This window comes from Streptomyces sp. R302 (genome assembly GCF_012927245.1).
Taxonomy (GTDB): Bacteria; Actinomycetota; Actinomycetes; order Streptomycetales; family Streptomycetaceae; genus Streptomyces.
Genome location: NZ_JABBGE010000004.1, coordinates 585,145 through 609,468 on the forward strand (window position 1 = coordinate 585,145; position 24,324 = coordinate 609,468).

Sequence of the window (24,324 nt, forward strand, 5' to 3'; positions counted from 1 at the left end):
CGATGCCATCCGGCTCGGCATTCGTACGATCACCTGCCGCAATGCCGTCCGGGTGGCCCCCGGCACCGGTTTGGAGGGCGGGCCGCCGATCACTGATGATGATCGCGCGGAGCGCGGCGCACCCCGGCGGCGGAGGGCGGACCGGGGGGCGTCCGGCGTGCGAAGCCTCGGTGAACTCACGCTCCGTCGATCCGATAGCCTCAGCCGACGTGCCGCCGCCCGGTGCCGGGGCGCACCGTCACGCCCGGGACCGACAGGCCCCGCCGGCCCTCTGCCCGTTCCAAGGAGTGAGTTCGTCTGTCGACCGCCATCCTCACCGGCCCGCCGGCACCCGGATCCTCGCTCGACGGTGATCTGCGGTCGCTCGGCTTCCACGTCCGCTGGGCCACCGGCGCCGAGGAGGCCCGTACCCTCCTGGCCGCCGTCCCCGCGGGCGAGCGCGTCGCCCTCGTCGACTCCCGCTTCGTCGGGCACCGCCACGCCCTGCGGCTCGCGCTGACCGACCCCCGCTTCCCGGCCGCCGCCGTGCCCGGGGCGCTCTCCGCGCAGCCCGAGGCCCGCCCGGCCCTGGTCCGCGCGCTGGCCGCCGCCCCGGCGGCCCCCGAGACCGCCGACGGTCTCGCCGGAACCCTCGCCGACGTCCTCGACGCCGACGGCGTCGCCGTGCACCGGCCCGCGCTCGGCACCCTCGTCGCCGCCGTGCCCGCCGACGCCGCGGCCCGCCACGAGGCCCGCGCCGCCGTCGACGCCGTCGACGACGAGGCCGTCCGCCTCCGCTCCGCCGTGAAGGCCCACGACGGCTTCTTCACCACCTTCTTCATCAGCCCCTACTCGCGGTACATCGCCCGCTGGTGCGCCCGCCGGGGCCTCACCCCCAACCAGGTCACCACCGCCTCGCTGCTCACCGCCCTGATCGCGGCCGGCTGCGCGGCCACCGGGGAGCGCGGCGGCTACATCGCCGCCGGCGTGCTGCTGCTCGTCTCCTTCGTCCTGGACTGCACCGACGGGCAGCTCGCCCGGTACGCGCTCAAGTACTCGACGATGGGCGCCTGGCTCGACGCCACCTTCGACCGGGCCAAGGAGTACGCCTTCTACGCCGGTCTCGCCCTCGGCGCCGCCCGCAACGGCGACGACGTGTGGACGCTCGCGCTCGCCGCGATGATTCTCATGACCTGCCGCCACGTCGTGGACTTCTCCTTCAACGAGGCGAACGCCGAGAGCACGGGTGCCGCGGCCAAGACCAGCCTGGCCCTCTCCAGCCGCCTCGACGGCGTCGGCTGGACCGTCTGGGCCCGCCGCATGATCATCCTGCCGATCGGCGAGCGCTGGGCGATGATCGCCGTCCTCACCGCCGCCACCAGCCCCCGGATCGTCTTCTGGGCGCTGATCGCCGGCTGCGCCTTCGCCGCCTGCTACACCACGGCCGGCCGGCTGCTGCGCTCGGTCAAGCGGCGGGAGCCCCGCTCCGACCGGGCCGCGCGGGCGCTGTACGACCTCACGGACGCGGGGCCGCTGTCCCGGCTCACGGCCCGTTTCTTCGAGCACCGGGGCCGTAGCCTCGGGCTCCCCTTCGCCATCCTCGGTGCCGCGGGGATGCTGTTTTCGGCCTGGAACTGGCCGTTCGGCGACCGGCAGGTCGTGGTCCTGGCCGTCGCCTACGCGATCTTCTGGTCCGCCTGGGCCATCGCGGCCCCCCTCAAGGGCCCCCTCGACTGGCTGATCCCCCCGCTCTTCCGCGCCGCCGAGTACGGCACGATCCTGATCCTCGCGGTCAAGTCCGATGCGCCGCAGGCCGTCCCCGCGGCGTTCGGCCTGGTCGCGGCGGTCGCCTACCATCACTACGACACGGTGTACCGCATCCGCGGCGGCACCGGCGCGCCGCCCGCCTGGCTGGTGCGCGTCACCGGCGGACACGAGGGGCGCACGCTCCTGGTGACCGTCCTCGCCGCCCTCCTGGTGGACCGCGGCGACGACTTCACCCTGGCGCTGACCGCACTCGCGGGCGCGCTCGCCCTCGTGGTGCTCGTGGAGTCCATCCGCTTCTGGGTCTCCTCCGGAGCGCCCGCTGTTCATGACGAAGGAGAAACAGCATGATCGGCCTCGTTCTGGCAGCCGGTGCCGGACGGCGACTGCGCCCGTACACCGACACCCTCCCGAAGGCCCTCGTGCCCGTGGACGGCGACACCACCGTCCTCGACCTCACGCTGAAGAACTTCGCCGAGGTCGGCCTCACCGAGGCCGCGATCGTCGTCGGCTACCGCAAGGAGGCCGTCTACGCCCGCAAGGCCGACCTCGAGGCGACGTACGGCCTCACCCTCACCCTGATCGACAACGACAAGGCCGAGGAGTGGAACAACGCCTACTCCCTGTGGTGCGCCCGTGAGGTTCTGAAGCGCGGAGTGATCCTCGCCAACGGCGACACCGTGCACCCGGTCTCCGTCGAGAAGACGCTGCTCGCCGCCCGCGGCGAGGGCAAGCGGATCATCCTCGCCCTCGACACGGTGAAGTCGCTCGCCGACGAGGAGATGAAGGTCGTCGCCGCCGAGGGCGCCGGCGTCCGGAAGATCACCAAGCTGATGGACCCGGCCGACGCGACCGGCGAGTACATCGGCGTCACCCTCATCGAGCCCGAGGCCGCCGAGGAGCTCGCCGACGCGCTGAAGGCCACCTTCGAGCGCGACCCCGACCTGTACTACGAGGACGGCTACCAGGAGCTCGTGAACCGCGGCTTCACCGTCGACGTCGAGCCCATCGGCGAGGTCTCCTGGGTCGAGATCGACAACCACGACGATCTCGCCAAGGGCCGGGAGATCGCGTGCCGGTACTGACCCGACTGATCCCGTCGCCGGTCGTCGTCGACATCCGCCGGGGCGCGCTGGAGGGGCTCTCCGCGCTCATGGCGGACGAGAGGATCTCCAGCAACGGCAAGATCGCCGTCGCGATCAGCGGCGGGTCCGGGATCGCCCTGCGCGACCGCTTCGCCGCCGAGCTGCCCGGCGCCGACTGGTACACGGTCGCCGGCGGCACCATCGACGCGGCCGTCGAGCTGGCCGACGCCATGCGCGGCAAGCGGTACGACGCCGTCGTCGCGCTCGGCGGCGGCAAGATCATCGACGTGACGAAGTACGCGGCGGCCCGGGTCGGCCTGCCGCTGGTGGCCATCGCCACCAACCTCTCGCACGACGGCCTGTGCTCCCCGGTGTCCACCCTGGACAACGACAACGGGCGCGGCTCCTACGGGGTGCCCACCCCGATCGCGCTCGTCATCGACCTCGACGTGATCAGGGACGCCCCGGTCCGCTTCGTCCGCTCCGGCATCGGCGACGCGGTCTCCAACCTCTCCGCCCTCGCGGACTGGGAGCTGTCCCACCGCGAGACCGGCGAGAAGATCGACGGCCTGGCCGCCGCCATGGCCCGCAGCGCGGGCGAGGCGGTGCTCCGGCACCCCGGCGGAGTCGGCGACGACGACTTCCTCGTCACCCTCTCCGAGGGACTGGTGATGTCCGGCATCGCCATGTCCATCAGCGGCGACACCCGGCCCTCCTCGGGCGCCTGCCACGAGATCAGCCACGCCTTCGACCTGCTGTACCCGGCCCGCGCGGCCAGCCACGGCGAGCAGTGCGGCCTCGGCGCGGCCTTCGCGATGCACCTGCGCGGGGCCCGCGACGACTCCCTCGCCATCGTGGAGACCCTGCGCCGGCACGGCCTTCCGGTACGGCCGGAGGAGATGGGCTTCACGGTCGACGAGTTCGTGCGGGCGGTCGACTTCGCCCCGCAGACCCGGCCGGGCCGCTTCACCATCCTGGAACACCTCGACCTCTCCACCGAACAGATCAGGGACGCGTACGCCGACTATGCCCAAGCCATCGGTAGCTGAACTCCGCCCCGTCGTCCACCCGCCGGGCGTCAAGGACCGGCGGAGCGGCGAGCACTGGGGCGGCCGCCTCTACATGCGGGAGATCTCCCTCCGGATCACCCGCCAGCTGGCGAACACCAGGGTCACGCCCAACCAGCTGACCTATCTGATGACGCTCTTCGGCGTGCTCGCCGCCCCGGCGCTGCTGCTGCCCGGGATCTGGGGCGCCGTCCTCGGCGTGATCGCCGTGCAGATGTACCTGCTGCTCGACTGCGTCGACGGCGAGCTGGCCCGCTGGAAGAAGCAGTACTCGCTGGCCGGCGTCTACCTGGACCGGGTCGGCGCCTACCTGTGCGACGCCGCCGTCCTCGTCGGCTTCGGCCTGCGCGCCGCCGACCTGTGGGGCGAGGGCCGGATCGACTGGCTGTGGGCCTTCCTCGGCACCCTGGCCGCGCTCGGCGCCATCCTGATCAAGGCCGAGACCGACCTGGTCGGCGTCGCCCGCCACCAGAACGGCATGCCCCCGGTCAAGGAGGCCGCCTCGGAGCCCCGCTCCTCCGGCATGGCGCTCGCCCGCCGGGCCGCCGGCGCGCTCAAGTTCCACCGGCTGATCCTCGGCATCGAGGCCTCGCTGCTGATCCTGGTCCTCGCCATCGCCGACCAGGCGCGCGGTGACCTGTTCTTCTCCCGGCTCGGCGTCGCGGTCCTCGCGGGCATCGCCCTGCTCCAGACCGTGCTGCACCTCGTCTCGATCATGGCGTCCAGTCGGCTGAAGTGAGCGGGTGCCGGCCGGGACTCCCACGTCGCCGGCCGGCCACTCCGATGGCGTACGGTGTGGCGATCCGATGAGTGCCCACCGGCCGTCCGACATCGTGGTAATCCGACGTGCCGCACATCTTGAACACGAAAGTTTCGACTGTGAGTGACATTCACCAGGGCGGGGCGGTCGCGATGAGCGCGCCCCCGTCCTCCGTCGACGAGGGCCTGGCCCCGGGCGACCTCGCCGCCAAGTACGGCCTGTCGGTCAGCGGCGCCCGGCCCGGACTGTTCGAGTACATCCGCGAGCTGTGGAGCCGCCGCCACTTCATCCTGGCGTTCTCCTCGGCGAAGCTGACCGCCCAGTACAGCCAGGCCAAGCTCGGCCAGGTCTGGCAGGTGGCGACCCCGCTGCTCAACGCCCTGGTCTACTACCTGATCTTCGGGATGATCCTGAACGCGGACCGGGGCATGGGTACGGACGTCTACGTCCCCTTCCTCGTGACCGGCATCTTCGTGTTCACGTTCACGCAGAACTCGGTCATGGCGGGCGTCCGCGCGATCTCGGGCAACCTCGGCCTCGTCCGCGCCCTGCACTTCCCGCGCGCCACCCTCCCGATCAGCTTCTCGCTCCAGCAGCTCCAGCAGCTGCTGTTCTCGATGGTCGTGCTCGCCGCCGTCGCGATCGCCTTCGGCAGCTACCCCTCGCTCAGCTGGCTGCTGCTGATCCCGGCGCTCCTGCTGCAGTTCGTGTTCAACATCGGCCTGGCGATGATCATGGCCAGGATGGGCGCCAAGACCCCCGACCTCGCCCAGCTCATGCCCTTCGTCATGCGGACCTGGCTGTACGCCTCGGGCGTCATGTTCTCGATCCCCGTGATGCTCGCGGACAAGCCGGCCTGGATCGCGGACGTCCTCATGTACAACCCGGCGGCGGTCTACATGGACCTGGTCCGCTTCGCGCTCATCGACGACTACGCGGCCTCGAACCTGCCCGCCCACGTCTGGGCCACCGCTCTCGGCTGGGCGCTGCTCTTCGGCATCGGCGGCTTCGTCTACTTCTGGAAGGCTGAGGAGAGGTACGGCCGTGGCTGACACCCCCCAGAACCCCCTGGCGCCCACCGTCATCTGCGAGGACGTCCACATCGTCTACCGCGTCAACGCCGGCGGCGGCGGCAAGGGCAGCGCCACCGCGGCCCTCAGCCGGATCGTCGGCAAGGGCAAGGCCGAGGTCACCCGCGGCGTCCGCAAGGTGCACGCCGTCCGGGGCGTCACCTTCACCGCCTACCGCGGCGAGGCCATCGGCCTCATCGGCACCAACGGCTCCGGCAAGTCCACCCTGCTGCGCGCCATCGCGGGCCTGCTCCCCACCGAGAGCGGCAAGGTCTACACCGACGGCCAGCCCTCGCTCCTCGGCGTCAACGCGGCCCTGATGAACGACCTCACCGGCGAGCGCAACGTCATCCTCGGCGGCCTCGCCATGGGCATGAGCCGCGAGGAGGTCCACGCGCGGTATCAGGACATCGTCGACTTCTCCGGGATCAACGAGAAGGGCGACTTCATCAGCCTGCCGATGCGCACGTACTCCTCCGGCATGGGCGCCCGGCTCCGCTTCGCCATCGCGGCCGCCAAGAACCACGACGTGCTCCTCATCGACGAGGCGCTCGCCACCGGTGACCGCAAGTTCCAGATCCGGTCCGAGGCGCGCATCCGCGAGCTGCGCAAGGAGGCCGGCACGGTCTTCCTGGTCAGCCACAGCAACAAGTCCATCCGGGACACCTGCGACCGGGTGCTCTGGCTGGAGAAGGGCCAGCTCCTGATGGACGGCCCGACCGACGAGGTGCTCAAGGCGTACGAGCGCGAGACCGCCCGCTGAGTCCGCGCACCGCACTCCGTGCCCAGGCCCCCCGCCCCACCGGCGGGGGGCCTTCCGGTTTTCGCCGGTCCCGCCCCCGCCTGGAATGTTCATGCGGTCAACATCGGGCAGGATGAGCCCATGGCAGGGATCTCGGGCGGAAAGAACTACCACCACGGCGACCTGCGCAACGCCCTGATCTGCGCGGCCGTCGACCTCGCCACCGAGGGCGGCCCCGAGAGGGTCGTCCTGCGCGAGGCGGCCCGCCGGGTCGGCGTCTCGCCCACCGCCGCCTACCGGCACTTCGACGGACGCGGCGAACTGCTCCGCACCGTCCGCGGCCACGCCAGGGCCCGGCTCGCCGAGGCCATGGAGCGGGCCGCCGCCCGCGAGCCCGGCGCCGACGACCCCGCGCTCGCCGCCGAGCGCCGGCTCGCCGCCCTCTGCCGCGGCTACGTCGGCTTCGCCGTCGACCACCCCGGCCTCTACCGCGCCGCCTTCGGCGCCGTCCGCCCCGCCGCCGGGGAACCGCCGGCCGGCGCCCCCGCGCCCCCGGAGCCCGAGATCAGGGCCTTCACCCTGCTGAAGGAGAGCCTGGAGGCGCTGGACCGCAGCGGCGGGCGCCGCTCCGCCGCCGGCGCCGCCGCCTGGTCGGCCGTGCACGGCCTCTCGCTGCTCCTCCTCGAAGGCCCGCTCCGCCGGCTCTCCGCCCGGCGCCGCGACGACGTCGTCGAGACCACCCTCGCCATGGTCGTCTCCGGAGCCCGCGACCGCTGACCCCCGGCGGGCCCCTCCCATCGCCACAGGTCAGCCCGGCCGACGCGCCCCGCGCGGCGGCAGACCCCCCGAATGGCGACATCCCTCGTACAACGTAAGCTGTACCGGTCCGATCCACACCGCCCACGGCGCCCCCCGGGAGCGCCCGGCGGGCGCGTGCTCCGTGCGCGGCGGCGTGTCCGAAATAGGATGGATCGGATCGGCAGTGTAGAACGGGAGATATGACGGCCATGACGCAGAATCTCCAGCTTCACGTGGGTGTCGCCGTCCCCGCGCCGGGCGCCGCCCGGTGACGGCTTCCCGGCACGTGCGCGCCGACGACCCCTCGCGCACCACACTCGGCAAGGCCGCGGACGAGAACTTCCCCGTGGCCCCCTTCTTCCTGCCCCGTGACTGGCGCGACGACCTCATGGCCGTCTACGGCTACGCCCGCCTCGTCGACGACATCGGCGACGGCGACCTCGCCCCCGGTGGCGCCGCCCCCTTCGGCCTCGCACCCGACGCCGGCCCGCTGCCCCTCCTCGACGCCCTGGAGGAGGACCTCCACCGGGTCTTCGACGGGACCCCCCGCCACCCGCTGCTGCGCGCCCTCCAGCCCACGGTGCGGCGCCGCGGCCTCACCCCCGGCCCGTTCCTCGGCCTGATCCAGGCCAACCGCCAGGACCAGCTGGTCGGCCGGTACGAGACGTACGACGACCTCCTCGCCTACTGCGAGCTCTCCGCCAACCCCGTCGGCCGGCTCGTCCTCGGCATCACCGGCACCGCCACGCCCGAGCGGATCCGCCGCTCCGACGAGATCTGCACCGCCCTCCAGCTCGTCGAGCACCTCCAGGACGTCGCCGAGGACCTCGGCCGCGACCGGATCTACCTCCCCGCCGAGGACCTCAAGCGGTTCCACGTCACCGAGGAGGAGCTCGCCCGGCCCACCGCCGGATCCGCCGTGCGCTCCCTCGTCGCCTTCCAGGCCGAACGCGCCCGCGCCCTGCTCCACGCCGGCCTGCCGCTCGTCGGCAGCGTCCACGGCCGGCTGCGGCTGCTCCTCGCCGGCTTCACCGGCGGCGGACTCGCCGCGCTCGACGCCATCGCCGCCGCCGGCTTCGACGTCCTCGCCGGACCGCCGAAGCCCACCAAGCCGAACCTGGCGCGCCAGACGGGAGCGGTCCTGCTCCGGGCCCGCGCCGAGGGGGGAACATGACCGTCGAGGACACCACCAGGCCGTCCGCGCCCGTGCAGGCCGCGTACAGCTACTGCGAGGCCGTCACCGGACAGCAGGCCCGCAACTTCGCCTACGGGATCCGCCTGCTGCCCGCCGACAAGCGGCAGGCCATGTCGGCCCTGTACGCCTTCTCCCGGCGGGTCGACGACATCGGCGACGGCACGCTCGCCCCCGAGGAGAAGCACGAGCGCCTGGAGGCCACCCGGACGCTGCTCGACCGGGTCCGCAAGGGCGACGTCGCCGAGGACGACACCGACCCCGTCGCGGTCGCCCTCGCCGACTCCGCCCGCCGCTTCCCGATCCCCCTCGAAGGGCTCGACGAGCTGATCGACGGCGTCCTCATGGACGTCCGCGGCGCCACCTACCGCACCTGGGACGAGCTCGCGGTCTACTGCCGGTGCGTCGCCGGCGCCATCGGCCGGCTCTCCCTCGGCGTCTTCGGCACCCAGCCGGGCGCCGCCGAGTCCGCGCGGGCCGCCGAGTACGCCGACACCCTCGGCCTCGCGCTCCAGCTCACCAACATCCTCCGGGACGTCCGCGAGGACGCCGGCAACGGCCGCACCTACCTGCCCGCCGAGGACCTCGCCCGCTTCGGCTGCGAGGACGGCTTCGCCGCCCGGACCCTGCCGGCCGGCGCCGACTTCGCCGGCCTCGTCCACTTCGAGGTCCGCCGCGCCCGCGCCCTCTTCGTCGAGGGCTACCGGCTGCTGCCGATGCTCGACCGGCGCAGCGGCGCCTGCGTCGCCGCCATGGCCGGCATCTACCGCCGCCTCCTCGACCGCATCGAGCGCGACCCCGAGGCCGTGCTCCGCGGCCGGGTCTCGCTGCCGGGACCCGAGAAGGCGTACGTCGCCGTCCGCGGCCTCTCCGGCCTCGACGCCCGCCACATCGCCCGCCGCACCGCGAGGAGGTCCGCCTGATGGCCCCCACCGACGCGCCCGGCACCCCCGGCCGCGAGGACCGCGGCGACGCCCGCCCGACCGCCGTCGTCGTCGGCGGCGGGCTCGCGGGGATCACCGCGGCGATCCAGCTCGCCGACGCCGGGGTCGGCGTCACGCTGCTCGAAGGGCGGCCCCGGCTCGGGGGGCTCGCCTTCTCCTTCCGGCGCGGGGAACTGACCGTCGACAACGGCCAGCACGTGTACCTGCGCTGCTGCACCGCCTACCGCTGGTTCCTCGACCGCGTCGACGGCGCCCGGCTCGCACCCCTCCAGGACCGGCTCGACGTGCCCGTCCTCGACGTCGCGCACCCGCGCGGGCCCCGGCTCGGACGGATCCGGCGCGACGCGCTGCCGGTCCCCCTCCACCTGGCCCGCAGCCTCGCCACGTACCCCCACCTCTCGCTCGCCGAGCGGGCCTCCGTCGGCCGCGCCGCGCTCGCCCTCAAGAAGCTCGACCCCGCCGACCCCGCCCTCGACGGCATCGACTTCGCCACCTGGCTCGGCCGGCACGGCCAGTCGCCCCGGGCCATCGAGGCCCTCTGGGACCTCGTCGGCATCCCCACCCTCAACGCCCCCGCCCCCGACGCCTCCATGGGGCTCGCCGCCATGGTCTTCAAGACCGGGCTGCTCACCGACCCCGGCGCCGCCGACATCGGCTGGGCCCACGTGCCGCTCGGCCACCTCCACGACACCCTCGCCGCCAAGACCCTCGACGGGCTCGGCGTCCGGACCCTGCTGCGCGCCAAGGCCGAGCGGATCGCCCGCACCGACGACGGCCGGTGGGCCGTGGACGCGTCCGGCGAGACCCTGCGCGCCGACGCCGTCGTCCTCGCCGTGCCCCAGACCGAGACCCACGGCCTGCTCCCCGAGGACGCCCTCGACGACGTCGACCGGCTCCTCGACATCGAGACCGCGCCCATCCTCAACCTGCACGTCGTCTACGACCGCAAGGTCCTGAAGCGGCCCTTCTTCACCGCGCTCGGCTCCCCGGTCCAGTGGGTCTTCGACCGCACCGAGTCCTCCGGCCTCACCGGCCCCGGCCAGTACCTGGCCGTCTCGCAGTCCGCCGCCCAGGACGAGATCGACACCCCCGTCGCCGCGCTCCGCGAGCGCTACCTCCCGGAGCTGGAGCGGCTGCTGCCCGCCGCCCGGGGCGCCGGGGTCCGCGACTTCTTCGTCACCCGCGAGCGGACCGCCACCTTCGCCCCCGCACCCGGCGTCGGGCGCCTCCGCCCCGCCGCCCGCACCCGTGCGCCCGGCCTCTACCTGGCCGGCGCCTGGACCGCCACCGGCTGGCCCGCGACCATGGAGGGTGCCGTCCGAAGCGGCTTCAGCGCCGCCGGCGCCGCGCTCTCCGCCTTCGGCCGCCGCCACGACCATCCGCTGCAGGAGGCGGCATGAGTGTGATCACAGGAACCAGAGGAGAGACCGTGCCGACCGTGCCCCCGGGGACCCCGGCCGTCGACACCGCGGACGTCAGCGCCCTGCTGGAGAGGGGGCGGGCGCTGTCCACCCCCGTCATGCGGGCGGCCGTCGGCCGTCTCGCATCGCCCATGGACACCGTCGCCGCCTACCACTTCGGCTGGATCGACGCCGAGGGCAACCCCACCGACGCCGACAGCGGAAAGGCCGTGCGCCCCGCGCTCGCCCTGCTCTCCGCCGAGGCCGCCGGCGCCGCGCCCGAGGTCGGCGTCCCCGGCGCCGTCGCCGTCGAGCTCGTCCACAACTTCTCGCTGCTGCACGACGACCTGATGGACGGCGACGAGCAGCGCCGCCACCGCGACACCGTGTGGAAGGTGTTCGGCCCGGCCCAGGCGATCCTCGTCGGCGACGCGCTCTCCGCCCTCGCCAACGAACTCCTCCTGGAGCTCGGCACCGTCGAGGCCGGCCGCGCCACCCGCCGGCTGACCACCGCCAACCGCAAGCTCATCGACGGCCAGGCCCAGGACATCTCCTACGAGCACCGCGACCGGGTCACCGTCGAGGAGTGCCTGGAGATGGAGGGCAACAAGACCGGCGCCCTCCTCGCCTGCGCCGTCTCCATCGGCGCCGTCCTCGGCGGCGCCGACGACCGCACCGCCGACAAACTGGAGGAGTACGGCTACCACCTCGGCCTCGCCTTCCAGGCCGTCGACGACCTCCTCGGCATCTGGGGCGACCCGGACGCCACCGGCAAGCAGACCTGGAGCGACCTGCGGCAGCGGAAGAAGTCGCTGCCCGTCGTCGCCGCCCTCGCGGCCGGCGGAGAGGCGTCCGAGCGGCTCGGCCGGCTCCTCGCCGAGGACGCCAAGCACCCCGACTTCGACTCCTTCACCGAGGAGGACTTCGCCTACCGCGCCGCCCTCATCGAGCAGGCCGGCGGCCGCGAGTGGACCGCCGAGGAGGCCCGCCGCCAGCACGCGATCGCGCTGCGCGCCCTGGACGAGGTGGACATGCCCGCCCGGGTGCGCGACCAGCTGATCGCCCTCGCCGACTTCGTCGTCGTACGGAAGAAATGATCACCCACAGCCAGATATGAGTGCGCAGTCGCCGGCCGGTGCCACCCGCACCGGCCGACGGCAGACCCGCAGGAGCAGAAGGAACCGACTGCCACGAAGGGGAAGCCATGACAGCGACGACCGACGGAAACGCCGGGGCTCTCGGCCCCCTCGCGCCCGCGGCCAGCACCACTCCACCGCACACCGCCACCTCACCCGCGAGCCTCGACGAGGCCGCCGCGCGCGCCGTCCGCGCGGCCACCGACCACCTCCTCGCCCGCCAGGCCCCCGAAGGCTGGTGGAAGGGCGACCTGGAGACCAACGTCACCATGGACGCCGAGGACCTGCTGCTCCGCCGCTTCCTCGGCATCTCCGACCCCGACACCACCGCGGCCGCCGCCCGGCACATCCGGAGCCGGCAGTACGAGGACGGCACCTGGCCCACCTTCCACGGCGGGCCGGGCGACCTCTCCGCGACCGTCGAGGCGTACGTCGCCCTCCGGCTCGCCGGGGACCGGCCCGAGGCCCCGCACATGGCCCGCGCCGCCGCCTGGGCCAGGGCCGAGGGCGGGATCGCCGCCACCCGCGTCTTCACCCGCATCTGGCTCGCGCTCTTCGGCTGGTGGCGCTGGGAGGACCTGCCCGAGCTGCCGCCCGAGCTGATGTTCCTGCCGAAGTGGTTCCCGCTGAACATCTACGACTTCGGCTGCTGGGCGCGGCAGACCATCGTGCCGCTCACCGTCGTCTCGGCGAAGCGCCCGGTCCGCCCGGCGCCCTTCCCCCTCGACGAGCTGCACACCGACCCCGACCTCCCGGCGCCGAAGCGCCCGCTCGCCCCGCTCACCGGCTGGGACGGCCTCTTCCAGCGCCTCGACCGGGCGCTGCACGTCTACCACCGCTTCGCCCCGCGCGGGCCGCGCCGGGCGGCCATGAACACCGCCGCCCGCTGGATCGTCGAACGCCAGGAGAACGACGGCTGCTGGGGCGGCATCCAGCCGCCGGCCGTCTACTCGCTGATCGCCCTCCACCTCCTCGGCTACGACCTGGAGCACCCCGTCATGCGGGCCGGCCTGGAGTCCCTGGACCGCTTCGCCGTCTGGAGCGAGGGGCCCGAGGGCCCGGTCCGCATGGTCGAGGCCTGCCAGTCCCCGGTCTGGGACACCTGCCTCGCCACCATCGCCCTCGCCGACGCCGGCCTGCCCGCCGACCACCCGGCGCTGGTGAAGGCCGTCGACTGGATGCTCGACGAGGAGATCACCAAGCCCGGCGACTGGGCCGTCCGCAGGCCCGGACTCCCGCCCGGCGGCTGGGCGTTCGAGTTCCACAACGACAACTACCCCGACATCGACGACACCGCCGAGGTGATCCTGGCCCTGCGCCGGGTCCGCCACCCCGACCCCGCCCGGGTCGACGCGGCCGTCGCCCGCGCCGCCCGCTGGACCGCCGGCATGCAGTCCGGCAACGGCGCCTGGGCCGCCTTCGACGCCGACAACACGGGTGTGCTGCCCAACAAACTGCCTTTCTGCGACTTCGGCGAGGTCATCGACCCGCCCTCCGCCGACGTCACCGCCCACGTCGTGGAGATGCTCGCGTGGGAAGGCCGGGCCGCCGACCCCCGCACCCGCCGGGGCATCGACTGGCTCCTCGCCGAACAGGAGCCGAACGGCGCCTGGTTCGGCCGCTGGGGCGTCAACTACGTCTACGGCACCGGCTCGGTGCTCCCCGCCCTCACCGCCGCCGGGCTCCCCACCTCCCACCCGGCGATCCGCCGGGCCGTCGCCTGGCTCGCCGCCGCGCAGAACCCGGACGGCGGCTGGGGCGAGGACCTCCGCTCGTACGACGACCGCGCCTGGATCGGCCGCGGCACCTCCACCGCCTCCCAGACGGCCTGGGCGCTCCTCGCCCTCCTCGCCGCCGGGGAGCGCGACTCCGAGACCGCCCGGCGGGGCGTGGCCTGGCTGGTGGAGACCCAGCGCGAGGACGGCTCCTGGGACGAGCCGTACTTCACCGGCACCGGCTTCCCCTGGGACTTCTCCATCAACTACCACCTCTACCGGCAGGTCTTCCCGCTCACCGCGCTCGGCCGGTACGTGCACGGCGAGCCCACCCCCGGCGGGAGCCCGTGATGGAGCGCGACCGCCCGCCGGAGGAGTCGGAGGCCGCCGTGCCGCCCCTCCTCGTCGCCTGCGCCCTCGGCATCGAGCGGTTCGCCCTGCGCGGCGGCGGCGAGCGCGGCGGGGCGCCGGGACCCATCCGGGTGGTGCGGACGGGCATGGGGCCCGCCCACGCCGCCCGCGGGGTGGAGCGGGCGCTGGCCCGCGAGGGCTGGGGCGGCGCCGCCGTCATCGCCTCCGGCTTCTGCGCCGGACTCGCCCCCGGGATGCACCCCGGCGACCTGGTCGTCGCCGAGGAGACCCGCGGCCCGGACGGCGCCCTCGCCTGCGACGGCACCGACCTGCTCGTCAAGGCGCTCGCCCGGGCGGTGCCCGGGCGGACCGTGCACACCGGCCCGCTGACCGGCTCCGACCACGTGGTGCGGGGCCCCGAGCGGGCCGCGCTGGCCGCCGGCGGGGCGATCGCCGTCGACATGGAGTCCGCCGCCACCCTGCGTACCGCCCGGGCCGCCGGACCCCGCCCGCTTGCGGCCGTACGGGTGGTCGTGGACGCCCCCGAACACGAACTGGTCCGGATCGGCACGGTACGCGGGGGAATATCGGCCTTCCGCGTCCTCCGTGCCGTCCTTCCCGCTTTCTTCGAATGGCACCGTTCTCTGCTGCTCCCCAGGAGGTGAGCCGGTCATGGCCATGCCGCTCCGTCAGTCCATCCGGGTCGGGACCTATCTCTTCGAACAGAAGCTCCGCAAGCGGGACAAGTTCCCCCTGATCGTCGAACTGGAGCCGCTCTACGCCTGCAACCTCAAGTGCGAGGGCTGCGGCAAGATCCAGCATCCGGCCGGCGTCCTCAAGCAGCGGATGCCGGTCGCCCAGGCGGTCGGCGCCGTCCTGGAGTCCGGCGCCCCGATGGTCTCCATCGCCGGCGGCGAACCCCTGATGCACCCCCAGATCGACGAGATCGTCCGCCAGCTCGTCGCCCGCCGGAAATACGTCTTCCTCTGCACCAACGCGATGCTGCTCCGCAAGAAGCTCGACAAGTTCACGCCCTCGCCGTATTTCGCCTTCGCCGTCCACATCGACGGACTGCGCGAACGCCACGACGAATCGGTCGCCAAGGAGGGCGTGTTCGACGAGGCCGTGGCGGCGATCAAGGAGGCCAAGCGGCGCGGATTCCGCGTCACCACCAATTCGACCTTCTTCAACACCGACACCCCGCAGACCATCATCGAGGTACTGAATTTCCTCAACGACGACCTCCAGGTCGACGAAATGATGATCTCGCCCGCCTATGCCTACGAGAAGGCGCCCGACCAGGAACACTTCCTCGGCGTCGAACAGACCAGGGAACTCTTCAAGAAGGCCTTCGCCGGCGGCAACCGCCGCCGCTGGCGGCTCAACCACTCGCCGCTCTTCCTCGACTTCCTCGAAGGAAAGGCCGACTTCCCCTGCACCGCCTGGGCGATCCCCAACTACTCCCTCTTCGGGTGGCAGCGCCCCTGCTATCTGATGAGCGACGGCTACGTCCCCACCTACCGCGAACTCGTCGAGGACACCGACTGGGACAAGTACGGCCGCGGCAAGGACCCGCGCTGCGCCAACTGCATGGCGCACTGCGGCTACGAACCCACCGCCGTGCTCGCCACCATGGGCTCCCTCAAGGAGTCGCTGCGCGCGGTCCGCGAGACCGTCTCGGGGAGCTGAGGGGCGGGCCATGACCGACGGCTTCGACCTGCGGGCGCTGCTCGCCGAGCGCGGTGGCGAGCGGTACGAGCTGCACGCCCGCCACCTCAACCCGCAGCTGCCGCGGATGCTGCACACCATCGGCTTCGACAAGGTCTACGAGCGGGCCGCCGGCGCCCACTTCTGGGACGCCGAGGGCAACGACCACCTCGACATGCTCGCCGGCTTCGGCGTCATGGGCCTCGGCCGGCACCACCCCGTCGTCCGCAAGGCCCTGCACGACGTCCTCGACGCGGACCTCCCCGACCTCACCCGCTTCGACTGCCCGCCGCTGCCCGGCCTGCTCGCCGAGCGGCTGCTCGCCCACAGCCCCCACCTCGACCGGGTCTTCTTCGGCAACAGCGGCACCGAGGCCGTCGAGACCGCGCTGAAGTTCGCCCGCTACGCCACCGGCCGGCCGAGGATCGTCTACTGCGACCACGCCTTCCACGGCCTCACCACCGGCGCCCTCTCGGTCAACGGCGAGCAGGGCTTCCGGGCCGGCTTCGACCCGCTGCTCCCGGACACGGCGATCGCCCTCGGCGACCTCGACGCCCTGGAGCGCGAGCTCCGCAGGGGCGACGTGGCCGCCTTCGTCGTCGAACCGATCCAGGGCAAGGGCGTCCACGAGGCCCCGCCCGGCTTCCTCGCCGCCGCCCAGGAGCTGCTCCACCGGCACGGGGCGCTGCTGATCGCCGACGAGGTGCAGACCGGCCTCGGCCGGACCGGCGACTTCTACGCGTACCAGCACGAGGACGGCGTCGAGCCGGACCTGGTGTGCGTGGCGAAGGCGCTCTCCGGCGGCTACGTGCCGGTCGGCGCCACCCTCGGCAAGGACTGGATCTTCAAGAAGGTCTACTCGTCCATGGACCGGGTCCTGGTCCACTCGGCCAGCTTCGGGGGCAACGCCCAGGCGATGGCCGCCGGGCTCGCGGTCCTCTCGGTGATGGAGTCCGAGGGGACGGTCGCGCACGTGCGGAGGGTCGGCGGCCTCCTGAAGGGCCGGCTCGAGGAGCTCGTGCCCCGGTACGAGCTGCTGCACGCCGTGCGCGGCCGGGGGCTGATGATCGGCATCGAGTTCGGCCGGCCGAGCTCGCTGGCGCTGCGCGGTCGGTGGGCGATGCTCCAGACGGCCCGCAAGGGGCTCTTCGCGCAGATGGTGGTGGTCCCGCTGCTCCAGCGGCACCGGATCCTCACCCAGGTCTCCGGGGACCACCTGGAGGTGATCAAGCTGATCCCGCCGCTGGTGATCGACGAGGCGGACGTGGACCGCTTCGTCACCGCCTTCACGGCGGTCATGGAGGACGCCCACGGCGGCGGCGGGCTGCTGTGGGACTTCGGGAAGACGCTGGTCAGACAGGCGGTCGCGCAGCGCTGAGCCGCGCTGCTCCCGGGATTTTTGCCTCTGGGGCAAGAAAGTTGCCCCAGAGGCATGTTCCTGGCGGAATGGACGCATGGACCACGTCCCCCGGGGCTCCGCCCCGGAAACCGCCGCCCCCGAGCTCGTGCCCGACGTCGCCCCGCAGCTGCGGGCGCTGCGCCGGCGCCGGGGGCTCACCCTGGAGGGGGCCGCCCAGCGCGCCGGGCTCTCCCCGGCGCACCTCTCGCGCCTGGAGACCGGGAACCGGCAGCCCTCGCTGCCGATGCTCCTCGCCCTCGCCCGTATCTACGGTACGACGGTCGCCGAGCTGCTCGGCGAGACCCCGCCCGAACGCGACCCGGTGATCCGGGCCGACCGCTCCGATCCGGTCGAGGCCGACGGCTGGATCTACCGGCAGGCGGGCGGCGCAGGCCGGGCCATGCAGTGCCTGCGCGTCCACGTGCCCTACGCCACCCGGGCCGACATCGTGCGCGTCCACCCCGGCGAGGAGTGGCTGCACGTGCTCGAAGGGCAGGTCCGGCTCGCCCTCGGCGACACCGTGCACCTGCTCGGCCCCGGGGACAGCGCGCACTTCGACTCGCTCACCCCGCACCGGATCGGCGCGGCCGGCCGGGCCGGCGCCGAGGTGCTCTTCGTCCACACGCTCCTGCAGAGCCCCGCCGCCGAGCTGTGCCTGGGCGGCGGCGCCCCGCACTCCCGCTGAGCCCGAAAGGCTGGTCGACATGTCCGACAAGTCACTGCATTCCACCCCGGTCACCGGCGAAGAGCGCGGCGAGGGGAAGTTCCCCAAGGGGCTGGTGCTCCGCCTCTTCGCCTACCTGATCGCCGGTCACCTCTTCGCCGGCTTCCTCTACCTGCTCTTCATGCTGGGCGGGCAGAACCAGTGACCGGACGCCGGACCCGCGGCCTCACGCCTCCGTGAGGAACCGCTCCCGCAGCCGCTCGCGGGTCTCCGGCGCCAGCTTCAGGCCGTCCGCGAGGTAGGCGTCCACCGAGCCCCAGTGCGCGTCGATGGCCTCGAAGGCGGCCCGCAGGTACTCCACCCGCGCGTCGAAGAGCGGGCTCAGCAGCTCCATCACCTCGGGCGTCATCGCGTCCCCTGCGGTGGGGCTGCGACGCACCTTGTAGCGGCGGTGCGGGGCGCCGGACTTCACGTAGTCGGCCTCGATGGCCTCGCGCTCCACGCCGAGCGCCAGCAGGGTGATCGCGATCGAGAGCCCGGCGCGGTCCTTGCCGGCCGCGCAGTGCATCAGGGCCGGGACGGACTCCTCGGCGAGGGAGTGCAGGACCCGGCTGTGCTCGGCGGTCCGCTCCACGATCATCCGGCGGTACGAGGAGGCCATCCGCGCCGCCGCCTTGCCGTCGCCGAGCAGGTCCCGCAGCGTGTCGAGGTCGCCCTCGCGGACCATCCGCCAGAACTCCTTGCCGTCGGCCGGGTCGCTCAGGGGTATGTTCACGTTCCGCACGCCCGGGAGCTCCACGTCCGGGCCCTCGATCTTGGCGTCGGCCTCGTTGCGGAAGTCGAAGATCGTGTGCAGGCCGAGGCCGGAGAGGAAGGCCGCGTCGGACTCGGTGGCGTCGGCGAGGTGACCGCTGCGGAAGAGGGCGCCGGGCCGGACCGCGCGTCCGTCGGCGGTCGGCAGGCCGGCCACGTCCCGGAAGTTGCGGACCGCCGCGAGCTCGGGCTCGCCGGGTTCGAGGGTCTTGACCTGCGGCAGCTGCTGCGTCACGGATGCTCCTGGTGGTAGGCGTTCACGGGTCCGTACGAGATCGGTTCCCTCGGCAATCATCCCGTCGGGCGCGGCTCGGCGCACCCCCCTGGCCGGTAATGGGCGATCTGTCCGTATTGGAAGGCCTTGCGGTAACGCGCCCTGGTTGAGGGGGAGATGGAATTCGGCGCGTGAGCAGGGTCATAGAAGTGACGGATCGTGGCCGACCGCCCGGCCCAACCACCCTCCCCGAAAAGGGAATCGAGGGGCCGTCATCCACGGAGGGTGACCGGAATTCCGGGCCCGAAGATCGTCCCGGAATGCCCGCCGAATTCCGTGGCTTGTTCGCGCCGACCCGGCTCGTCTAGCGTCGCCGTCAATCCGGTCGGACCGCCGAATCCTGCCACCGTCCGGAATTCACACCCGTCCACGCGTGGCAGGAGCGGGGGACCCAAGGAAGTACGCCGGTCCCGCGACGCAGGACGGCTCGGGGTGAAGCCGCGTGAAAACGCGGCCGGACATCTCCAGTCCGAACCCGACAGCTCACCTCGCAGGCGCCGGAGAGGAATTCGCCATGCCCGCGAAGGGTAAGCACCGCCGCCAGAAGTCCACCCTGATCACCCGTGGCCTCGTCGCCGCCGGCACCGGTGGCGCCGTCGTCGCGCTGCCGCTGATCGGCGCCACCGGCGCCCACGCCGCCGAGCAGGCCGCCCCGGCCGCCGTCTCCGGCACCGTGGTCGCCGCCGCGCAGGTCCAGGCCCAGGTCCAGGCCGCCCCGGCCGCCAAGGCCGCCGCCCCGACCACGTACTCCGTCGTCGCCGGCGACTACCTGTCCAAGATCGCCGCCGAGCACGACGTCGCCGGCGGCTGGAAGCGGCTCTACGCCGACAACCGCCAGGTCGTCGGCGAGAACCCCTCGCTGATCCTCCCGGGCATGAAGCTCACCCTCGGCGCCAAGAACCCCGCCAAGGCCGCCGCCCCGAAGCCCGCCGCGCCGAAGGCCGCCCCGAAGGCCGCCGTCAAGGCCGCCCCGAAGGCCGCGGCGAAGGTCGCCGAGCAGACCCGCGCCTCCCGCTCCACCGAGCGCGCCGCGGCCCCGGCCGCCGCCCCGGCCGCCTCCGGCTGGGTCGCCCCGGTCGCCGGCGGCGTCTCCACCGCGTACCGCACCGCCGGTGCCATGTGGTCCTCCGGCTACCACACCGGTGCCGACTTCATCGCCGCCTCGGGCACCACCGTCCGCGCCGTCGGCGCCGGCACGGTCGTCTCCGCCGGCTGGAGCGGCGCCTACGGCAACGAGGTCGTCATCAAGCACGCCGACGGCAACTACTCGCAGTACGCCCACCTCTCCTCCCTGGCCGTCTCCGCCGGCCAGTCGGTGAGCGGCGGCCAGCAGATCGGTCTCTCCGGCTCCACCGGCAACTCGACCGGCCCGCACCTGCACTTCGAGATCCGCACCTCGCCGAGCTACGGCGCGGACATCGACCCGCTGGCCTACCTGCGCCAGCACGGCGTCTCGATCTGACCCGTCCGGCCCAACGGCCGCAGCGAAGGCCCGGCACCGAGTGCCGGGCCTTCGCCCTATTCCGGGCTTGGCAAATTCTTTATCGGTGGCATATATCACCCGCCGTCAACCCCTCCTTACGGTCGCGTAGGTCACATCCGGAAAGGAAGGATGTGCTGTCGTGGCAGACGATTCGAGAGCAACAGAAGAGAACGTGTTCGGGGCGGTCGGGGGATTCGGGTCGTACGCGGCGATCGGTGACAGCTTCACCGAGGGCGTCGGAGATCCGGGACCGGACGGGGCCTACGTCGGCTGGGCGGACCGCTTCGCGGTGCTCCTCGCCGACCAGCTGCCGGACCACCAGGAGTTCCGCTACGCCAACCTCGCGGTGCGCGGCCGGCTCCTCGACCAGATCGTGGCCGAGCAGGTCCCCCGGGCCAAGGAGCTCGCCCCCGACCTGGTCACCTTCTGCGCGGGCGGCAACGACATCATCCGCCCCGGCACCGACCCCGACGACGTCGCCGAGCGGTTCGAGCGGGCGGTGCGGGAGCTCACCTCCGCCGTCGGCACCGTCATGGTGACCACCGGCTTCGACACCCGTGACGTACCGGTGCTCAAGCACCTGCGCGGCAAGATCGCCACGTACACGGCCCACGTCCGCGCCATCGCCGACCGCTACGACTGCCCGGTCCTCGACCTGTGGTCGCTGAAGTCGGTCCAGGACCGGCGGGCCTGGGACGACGACCGGCTGCACCTCTCGCCCGAGGGCCACACCCGGGTCGCGCTGCGCGCCGCCCAGGTCCTCGGCCTGCCGGTGCCGGCCGACCCGGACCAGGCCTGGCCGCCGCTGCCCGCCCGCGGGCCGCTGGAGGTCCGCAGGGACGACATCCACTGGGCGCGCGAGTACCTGGTGCCGTGGATCGGGCGGCGGCTGCGCGGCGAGAGCTCCGGCGACCACGTCGAGGCCAAGCGCCCCGACCTCATGCCCCTGTAGTTCCGGGGCGGCCGGCGGGGATCCGCTCCAGGACCCCGCCGGCGAAGACGTCGTACAGCGGCAGCGACTCCAGGTGGACGTAGCCGATGTGGCAGTCGCAGAGGGCGAGGGGGCAGGCCCGGGGCCGCAGCGCGGCACGGTACGAGCCGTCGTACAGGTTGCCGAGCTCGGCCCTGACGAAGTGGCAGCGGCGCACCGTCCCCTCGCCGTCCACCGACACCACCGACTCGCCGGTCCGGCAGGGCAGCCCCGCCGAGCGGTGCGGGTGCCGGCTGTAGCCGAAGAGCGGGTCGACGCCCGTCCACGCGGCCGCCTCGGCGTCGGTGTACGTGTGCCCCTCGGCGGCGTTCACCCAGAGGTACACGTGGTCCGGCAGCGCCGCCCGCAGCCGCAGCGCCTCCGCGTGGTGCTCGGGCAGCCCCACCACGCCCACGCTGAAGCGGACGCCCCGGGCCGCCAGGTCGAGCGCCTTGCCGAGGAAGCGGTCGTACGGCGTCTGGCCGGGGTGGTACGTGCACCACAGCGCCAGCGCGCCCAGGTCCGCGTCGTCCAGCCAGGAGGTCCGGCAGCTCAGATTGGTCTGGATCGCCACCCGCTCCACGTGCTGCAGCCGCGAGAGCTCCACCATCGCCCGCCGGTACCAGGAGCGGACCAGGCCCTCGCCCCAGGGGGTGAAGAGGATCCGCAGCCGGTCGCCCGACTGCCCCTCCGCCCAGCCGGTGAACCGCTCCAGGGCCGCCCGGTCCGCCCGCAGCGTCTCCGGCGAGTCCCGGCGCTTGGCGAAGGGGCAGTACGGGCAGTCGTAGTCGCAGGAGGCGAGCGGCCCCCGGTACAGCAGCGTCAGGTCCACGGCCGGCCCTACTTCGGCTCGTACGCGGCCATCGCGGCCCGTACGGCGGGGGAGAACAGCTCCGGGCCGAGCCCGTCCGAGTACGCCAGCCCCTCCGGCGACAGCCTGAGCAGCCCCTCCGGCGCCGAACCGTCCAGCCAGCCGTACGCCGCGAACCGGCCGAGCTCCGCGGCGAAGTCCTCGTGCGCCGAGGTCCCGAACCGCTCCTCGTACCCGGCCAGCTCCATGCCCTCCGCCTGCAGCAGCGACTGGAGGAGGTGGCGGCGGCGGGCCTCCGCCCCGTCCACCCACCGGCCCACCACGGCCCGGGAGAAGTCCCGGGTCTCCGTGTAGGCGTCGATGATCGAGCGGATCTCCCGCATGTCGACCGCGTAGTCGAAGGAGTAGTGCAGCGCGGCCGTGTACGAGCGGGCGCCGCAGCCCAGGCCGATCATGCCGTCCGTCTGGCAGGCGTGGTCGTCGGGGCCCTCCGGGGCCGCGCCGGCCCGCCGGAACATCCGCATCGACACCTGCTCGTACCCCTCCGCGAGGAGGTGGTCCCTGCCCTGCCGGTAGAGCCGCAGCCGCCGCGCGTCCCACTCCGCGTCCGACTCGGCGGGCCCCGTCCGGCCCAGGCCGGTGAGCGGACGCACGTACAGCGGGTACAGGTACAGCTCCTCGGGCCGCCAGGCCAGCGCCGCGTCCAGCGAGTACCGCCAGGACTCCTCGGTCTGCCCGTCGATGCCGTAGATGAGGTCGATGTTGAGCACCGGCACCCCGGCGTCCCGGATCCGGCCGAGCGCCGCCTCCACGTCCGCCCGCCGCTGCGGCCGGACCGCCGCCCGCGCCTCGGCGTCCACGAAGCTCTGCACCCCGATGCTCAGCCGGGTCGCGCCCCGCCCCGCGAGCACCGCGAGCCGGTCGGCGGTCGCCGTCGCCGGGGAGGTCTCCACGGAGAGCGGCACCGCCCGCAGGTCCGCGCCCATGCGGTGCTCGGCGATGTCGCAGAGCCGGTCCAGCTCGGCGGCGGTCAGGAAGGTGGGGGTGCCGCCGCCGAAGGCCGCCGCCGCGAACCGCACCGGCGCCGCGTCGCCGAGCGCCTCCCGGACGGCCACGGCCTGCCGGTCGAGCGCGTCGAGGTAGCGGGTGGTCAGCTCGTCGGGGGCGCCGATCCGGGTGAAGAGGTTGCAGAAACCGCAGCGGACCTCGCAGAACGGGACGTGCGCGTAGAGCGAGAGGGCGTCCTTCGGCTCGTCCGCCCAGAGCGCCGCGAGCTCCGGCCGCCCGGGCAGCGGACGGTACGCCGTCTTGTGCGGGTAGGCGTAGACGTACGAGCGGTACGGGCGGGGGAGCGGGGTGCCGGTCACGCGGCGGCCCCTTCCGCGCGGCCGTCCGGACCGTCCAGCGTGAACTGCGCGTACGGCACCGTCCACACCACCTCGTGGCCGAGCCGGTGCCCCGTGTAGCCGTCGTCGCCGTACGCCGTGCCGTGGTCCGAGCAGACGATCGCGAAGCAGCGGCGGCGGCTGCTCATCGCCGCGAAGAGGCGTCCGATGTGCCGGTCGACGTACTCCAGGGCCGCCGCGTGGGTGGCCCGGGTGTCGCCCGCCGCGCGGGTGGCGCCCGGCAGGTGGAACCAGTTCGGCTGGTGCAGCGCCGCCACGTTCACGAAGAGGAAGAGCCGGCGGTCGGCCGGCAGCGCGGCCACCACCTCCTCGGCCCGGGCCACCTGCGCCTCGAAGGAGGTCGGCGAGGCCACCCCGAAGGACGGCTCCCAGTGGCTCTCCTGGAAGAGGCCGGGCAGCACCGAGCCGAGCGGCGGCTGCCGGTTGAAGAAGCCGACCCCGCCGACGCACACCGTCCGGTAGCCGTCGGCGGCGAGCGCCGTGACCAGGTCCGGGGCGTCGTAGACGTAGGTGCCGTCGGCGGTCGTCTCGCTGCCCGCGAACCGGGCCGCGAAGAGCCTCGGGTGCGGGCCGGGCGCGGCCGGAGTGGGCAGGAAGCCCGCGAAGATCGCCTGGTGGGAGGCGTAGGTGAAGCTGCCCGGCGCGTGCCGGCGCTCCCAGCGGCCGCCCGGGAGGTGCCGGGCCAGGTTCGGTATCCGGCCGGCGGCGGCCAGCTCGGCGGCCACGTCGTACCGGAGGGTGTCGAGGGTGACCAGAAGCAGGTCGTGACTGCCGACGACCGCGTTCATGTCGGG

General features: G+C 73.4%; 23 protein-coding genes and 1 riboswitch. Of the genes, 19 read left to right on the forward strand and 4 right to left on the reverse strand.

The genetic code is table 11. The features are described 5' to 3' along the window. Positions 1-297 precede the first annotated feature (297 nt). From HHL19_RS15705 to HHL19_RS15785, 17 genes are all read left to right on the forward strand, one after another. Positions 298-2,094, forward strand: a complete 1,797-nt coding sequence (locus HHL19_RS15705) for a DUF5941 domain-containing protein (RefSeq protein ID WP_169090113.1) — start codon at positions 298-300, stop codon at positions 2,092-2,094. Then, on the forward strand, positions 2,091-2,828 hold the full coding sequence (locus HHL19_RS15710; RefSeq protein ID WP_169089869.1) for a phosphocholine cytidylyltransferase family protein: 738 nt from the start codon (positions 2,091-2,093) through the stop codon (positions 2,826-2,828). The genes HHL19_RS15705 and HHL19_RS15710 overlap by 4 nt, the downstream gene beginning before the upstream one ends. Beyond that, entirely contained in the window at positions 2,816-3,877 is a 1,062-nt protein-coding gene (locus HHL19_RS15715; RefSeq protein ID WP_169089871.1) for an iron-containing alcohol dehydrogenase family protein, read from the forward strand. Before HHL19_RS15710 ends, HHL19_RS15715 begins: the two co-directional genes overlap by 13 nt. Beyond that, positions 3,855-4,634 (forward strand): CDP-alcohol phosphatidyltransferase family protein, encoded by a 780-nt coding sequence (locus tag HHL19_RS15720; protein ID WP_169089873.1) that lies wholly within the window; start codon positions 3,855-3,857, stop codon positions 4,632-4,634. Before HHL19_RS15715 ends, HHL19_RS15720 begins: the two co-directional genes overlap by 23 nt. A 173-nt stretch (positions 4,635-4,807) precedes the next feature. Further along, complete coding sequence (locus tag HHL19_RS15725) at positions 4,808-5,707, forward strand: ABC transporter permease (protein WP_169090115.1); 900 nt, start codon at positions 4,808-4,810, stop codon at positions 5,705-5,707. Continuing rightward, positions 5,700-6,488 carry an ABC transporter ATP-binding protein gene (locus tag HHL19_RS15730; protein ID WP_169089875.1) on the forward strand — a complete coding sequence of 263 codons (789 nt, stop codon included), beginning with the start codon at positions 5,700-5,702 and terminating at the stop codon, positions 6,486-6,488. The genes HHL19_RS15725 and HHL19_RS15730 overlap by 8 nt, the downstream gene beginning before the upstream one ends. A 120-nt stretch (positions 6,489-6,608) precedes the next feature. Continuing rightward, entirely contained in the window at positions 6,609-7,244 is a 636-nt protein-coding gene (locus tag HHL19_RS15735; RefSeq protein WP_169089877.1) for a TetR/AcrR family transcriptional regulator, read from the forward strand. 289 nt (positions 7,245-7,533) lie between these two features. Further along, a complete protein-coding gene (hpnC, locus tag HHL19_RS15740) occupies positions 7,534-8,439 on the forward strand; it encodes a squalene synthase HpnC (RefSeq protein ID WP_169089879.1) in 906 nt (301 codons plus the stop codon). Next, the gene (hpnD, locus tag HHL19_RS15745) at positions 8,436-9,380 is read left to right on the forward strand and encodes a presqualene diphosphate synthase HpnD (protein ID WP_169089881.1); all 945 of its coding nucleotides are present in this window, start codon (positions 8,436-8,438) and stop codon (positions 9,378-9,380) included. Before hpnC ends, hpnD begins: the two co-directional genes overlap by 4 nt. Next, positions 9,380-10,801, forward strand: a complete 1,422-nt coding sequence (gene hpnE / locus HHL19_RS15750; RefSeq protein ID WP_169089883.1) for a hydroxysqualene dehydroxylase HpnE — start codon at positions 9,380-9,382, stop codon at positions 10,799-10,801. Before hpnD ends, hpnE begins: the two co-directional genes overlap by 1 nt. Then, complete coding sequence (locus HHL19_RS15755; RefSeq protein ID WP_169089885.1) at positions 10,798-11,898, forward strand: polyprenyl synthetase family protein; 1,101 nt, start codon at positions 10,798-10,800, stop codon at positions 11,896-11,898. Before hpnE ends, HHL19_RS15755 begins: the two co-directional genes overlap by 4 nt. Positions 11,899-12,005: 107 nt before the next feature. Further along, positions 12,006-14,003 carry a squalene--hopene cyclase gene (shc, locus tag HHL19_RS15760; RefSeq protein ID WP_169089887.1) on the forward strand — a complete coding sequence of 666 codons (1,998 nt, stop codon included), beginning with the start codon at positions 12,006-12,008 and terminating at the stop codon, positions 14,001-14,003. Next, entirely contained in the window at positions 14,003-14,668 is a 666-nt protein-coding gene (locus HHL19_RS15765) for a 1-hydroxy-2-methyl-2-butenyl 4-diphosphate reductase (RefSeq protein ID WP_169089889.1), read from the forward strand. The genes shc and HHL19_RS15765 overlap by 1 nt, the downstream gene beginning before the upstream one ends. Before the next feature lie 7 nt (positions 14,669-14,675). Further along, positions 14,676-15,692: an adenosyl-hopene transferase HpnH gene (hpnH, locus tag HHL19_RS15770; RefSeq protein WP_169089891.1), complete on the forward strand. Its 1,017-nt coding sequence runs from the start codon at positions 14,676-14,678 to the stop codon at positions 15,690-15,692. Positions 15,693-15,702: 10 nt separating this feature from the next. Then, the gene (locus tag HHL19_RS15775; protein WP_169089893.1) at positions 15,703-17,088 is read left to right on the forward strand and encodes an aspartate aminotransferase family protein; all 1,386 of its coding nucleotides are present in this window, start codon (positions 15,703-15,705) and stop codon (positions 17,086-17,088) included. A gap of 76 nt (positions 17,089-17,164) precedes the next feature. Beyond that, complete coding sequence (locus HHL19_RS15780; protein ID WP_169089895.1) at positions 17,165-17,794, forward strand: helix-turn-helix domain-containing protein; 630 nt, start codon at positions 17,165-17,167, stop codon at positions 17,792-17,794. A 19-nt stretch (positions 17,795-17,813) separates the two neighbouring features. After that, positions 17,814-17,978: a DUF6126 family protein gene (locus HHL19_RS15785; RefSeq protein ID WP_169089897.1), complete on the forward strand. Its 165-nt coding sequence runs from the start codon at positions 17,814-17,816 to the stop codon at positions 17,976-17,978. Positions 17,979-17,999: 21 nt separating this feature from the next. Here the strand turns inward: HHL19_RS15785 and HHL19_RS15790 are convergent, their stop codons facing one another. Further along, on the reverse strand, positions 18,000-18,821 hold the full coding sequence (locus tag HHL19_RS15790) for a tyrosine-protein phosphatase (RefSeq protein WP_346768358.1): 822 nt from the start codon (positions 18,819-18,821) through the stop codon (positions 18,000-18,002). Positions 18,822-19,214: 393 nt separating this feature from the next. Further along, positions 19,215-19,370, forward strand: a riboswitch (cyclic di-AMP (ydaO/yuaA leader). 4 nt (positions 19,371-19,374) lie between these two features. Between HHL19_RS15790 and HHL19_RS15795 the strand changes: the two genes are divergently transcribed. Then, positions 19,375-20,322: a LysM peptidoglycan-binding domain-containing M23 family metallopeptidase gene (locus tag HHL19_RS15795; protein ID WP_169089901.1), complete on the forward strand. Its 948-nt coding sequence runs from the start codon at positions 19,375-19,377 to the stop codon at positions 20,320-20,322. A 160-nt stretch (positions 20,323-20,482) separates the two neighbouring features. Continuing rightward, positions 20,483-21,295 (forward strand): SGNH/GDSL hydrolase family protein, encoded by an 813-nt coding sequence (locus HHL19_RS15800; RefSeq protein ID WP_169089903.1) that lies wholly within the window; start codon positions 20,483-20,485, stop codon positions 21,293-21,295. Here HHL19_RS15800 and HHL19_RS15805 read toward each other — a convergent pair. From HHL19_RS15805 to HHL19_RS15815, 3 genes are read right to left on the reverse strand one after another with little or no spacing between them, the layout of a single operon-like run. Continuing rightward, positions 21,282-22,145 (reverse strand): STM4011 family radical SAM protein, encoded by an 864-nt coding sequence (locus HHL19_RS15805; RefSeq protein WP_169089905.1) that lies wholly within the window; start codon positions 22,143-22,145, stop codon positions 21,282-21,284. The genes HHL19_RS15800 and HHL19_RS15805 overlap by 14 nt on opposite strands. 8 nt (positions 22,146-22,153) lie before the next feature. Beyond that, a complete protein-coding gene (locus HHL19_RS15810) occupies positions 22,154-23,491 on the reverse strand; it encodes an STM4012 family radical SAM protein (protein WP_169089907.1) in 1,338 nt (445 codons plus the stop codon). Further along, the gene (locus HHL19_RS15815) at positions 23,488-24,318 is read right to left on the reverse strand and encodes an STM4013/SEN3800 family hydrolase (protein ID WP_169090117.1); all 831 of its coding nucleotides are present in this window, start codon (positions 24,316-24,318) and stop codon (positions 23,488-23,490) included. The genes HHL19_RS15810 and HHL19_RS15815 overlap by 4 nt, the downstream gene beginning before the upstream one ends. Between the last annotated feature and the right edge of the window lie 6 nt (positions 24,319-24,324).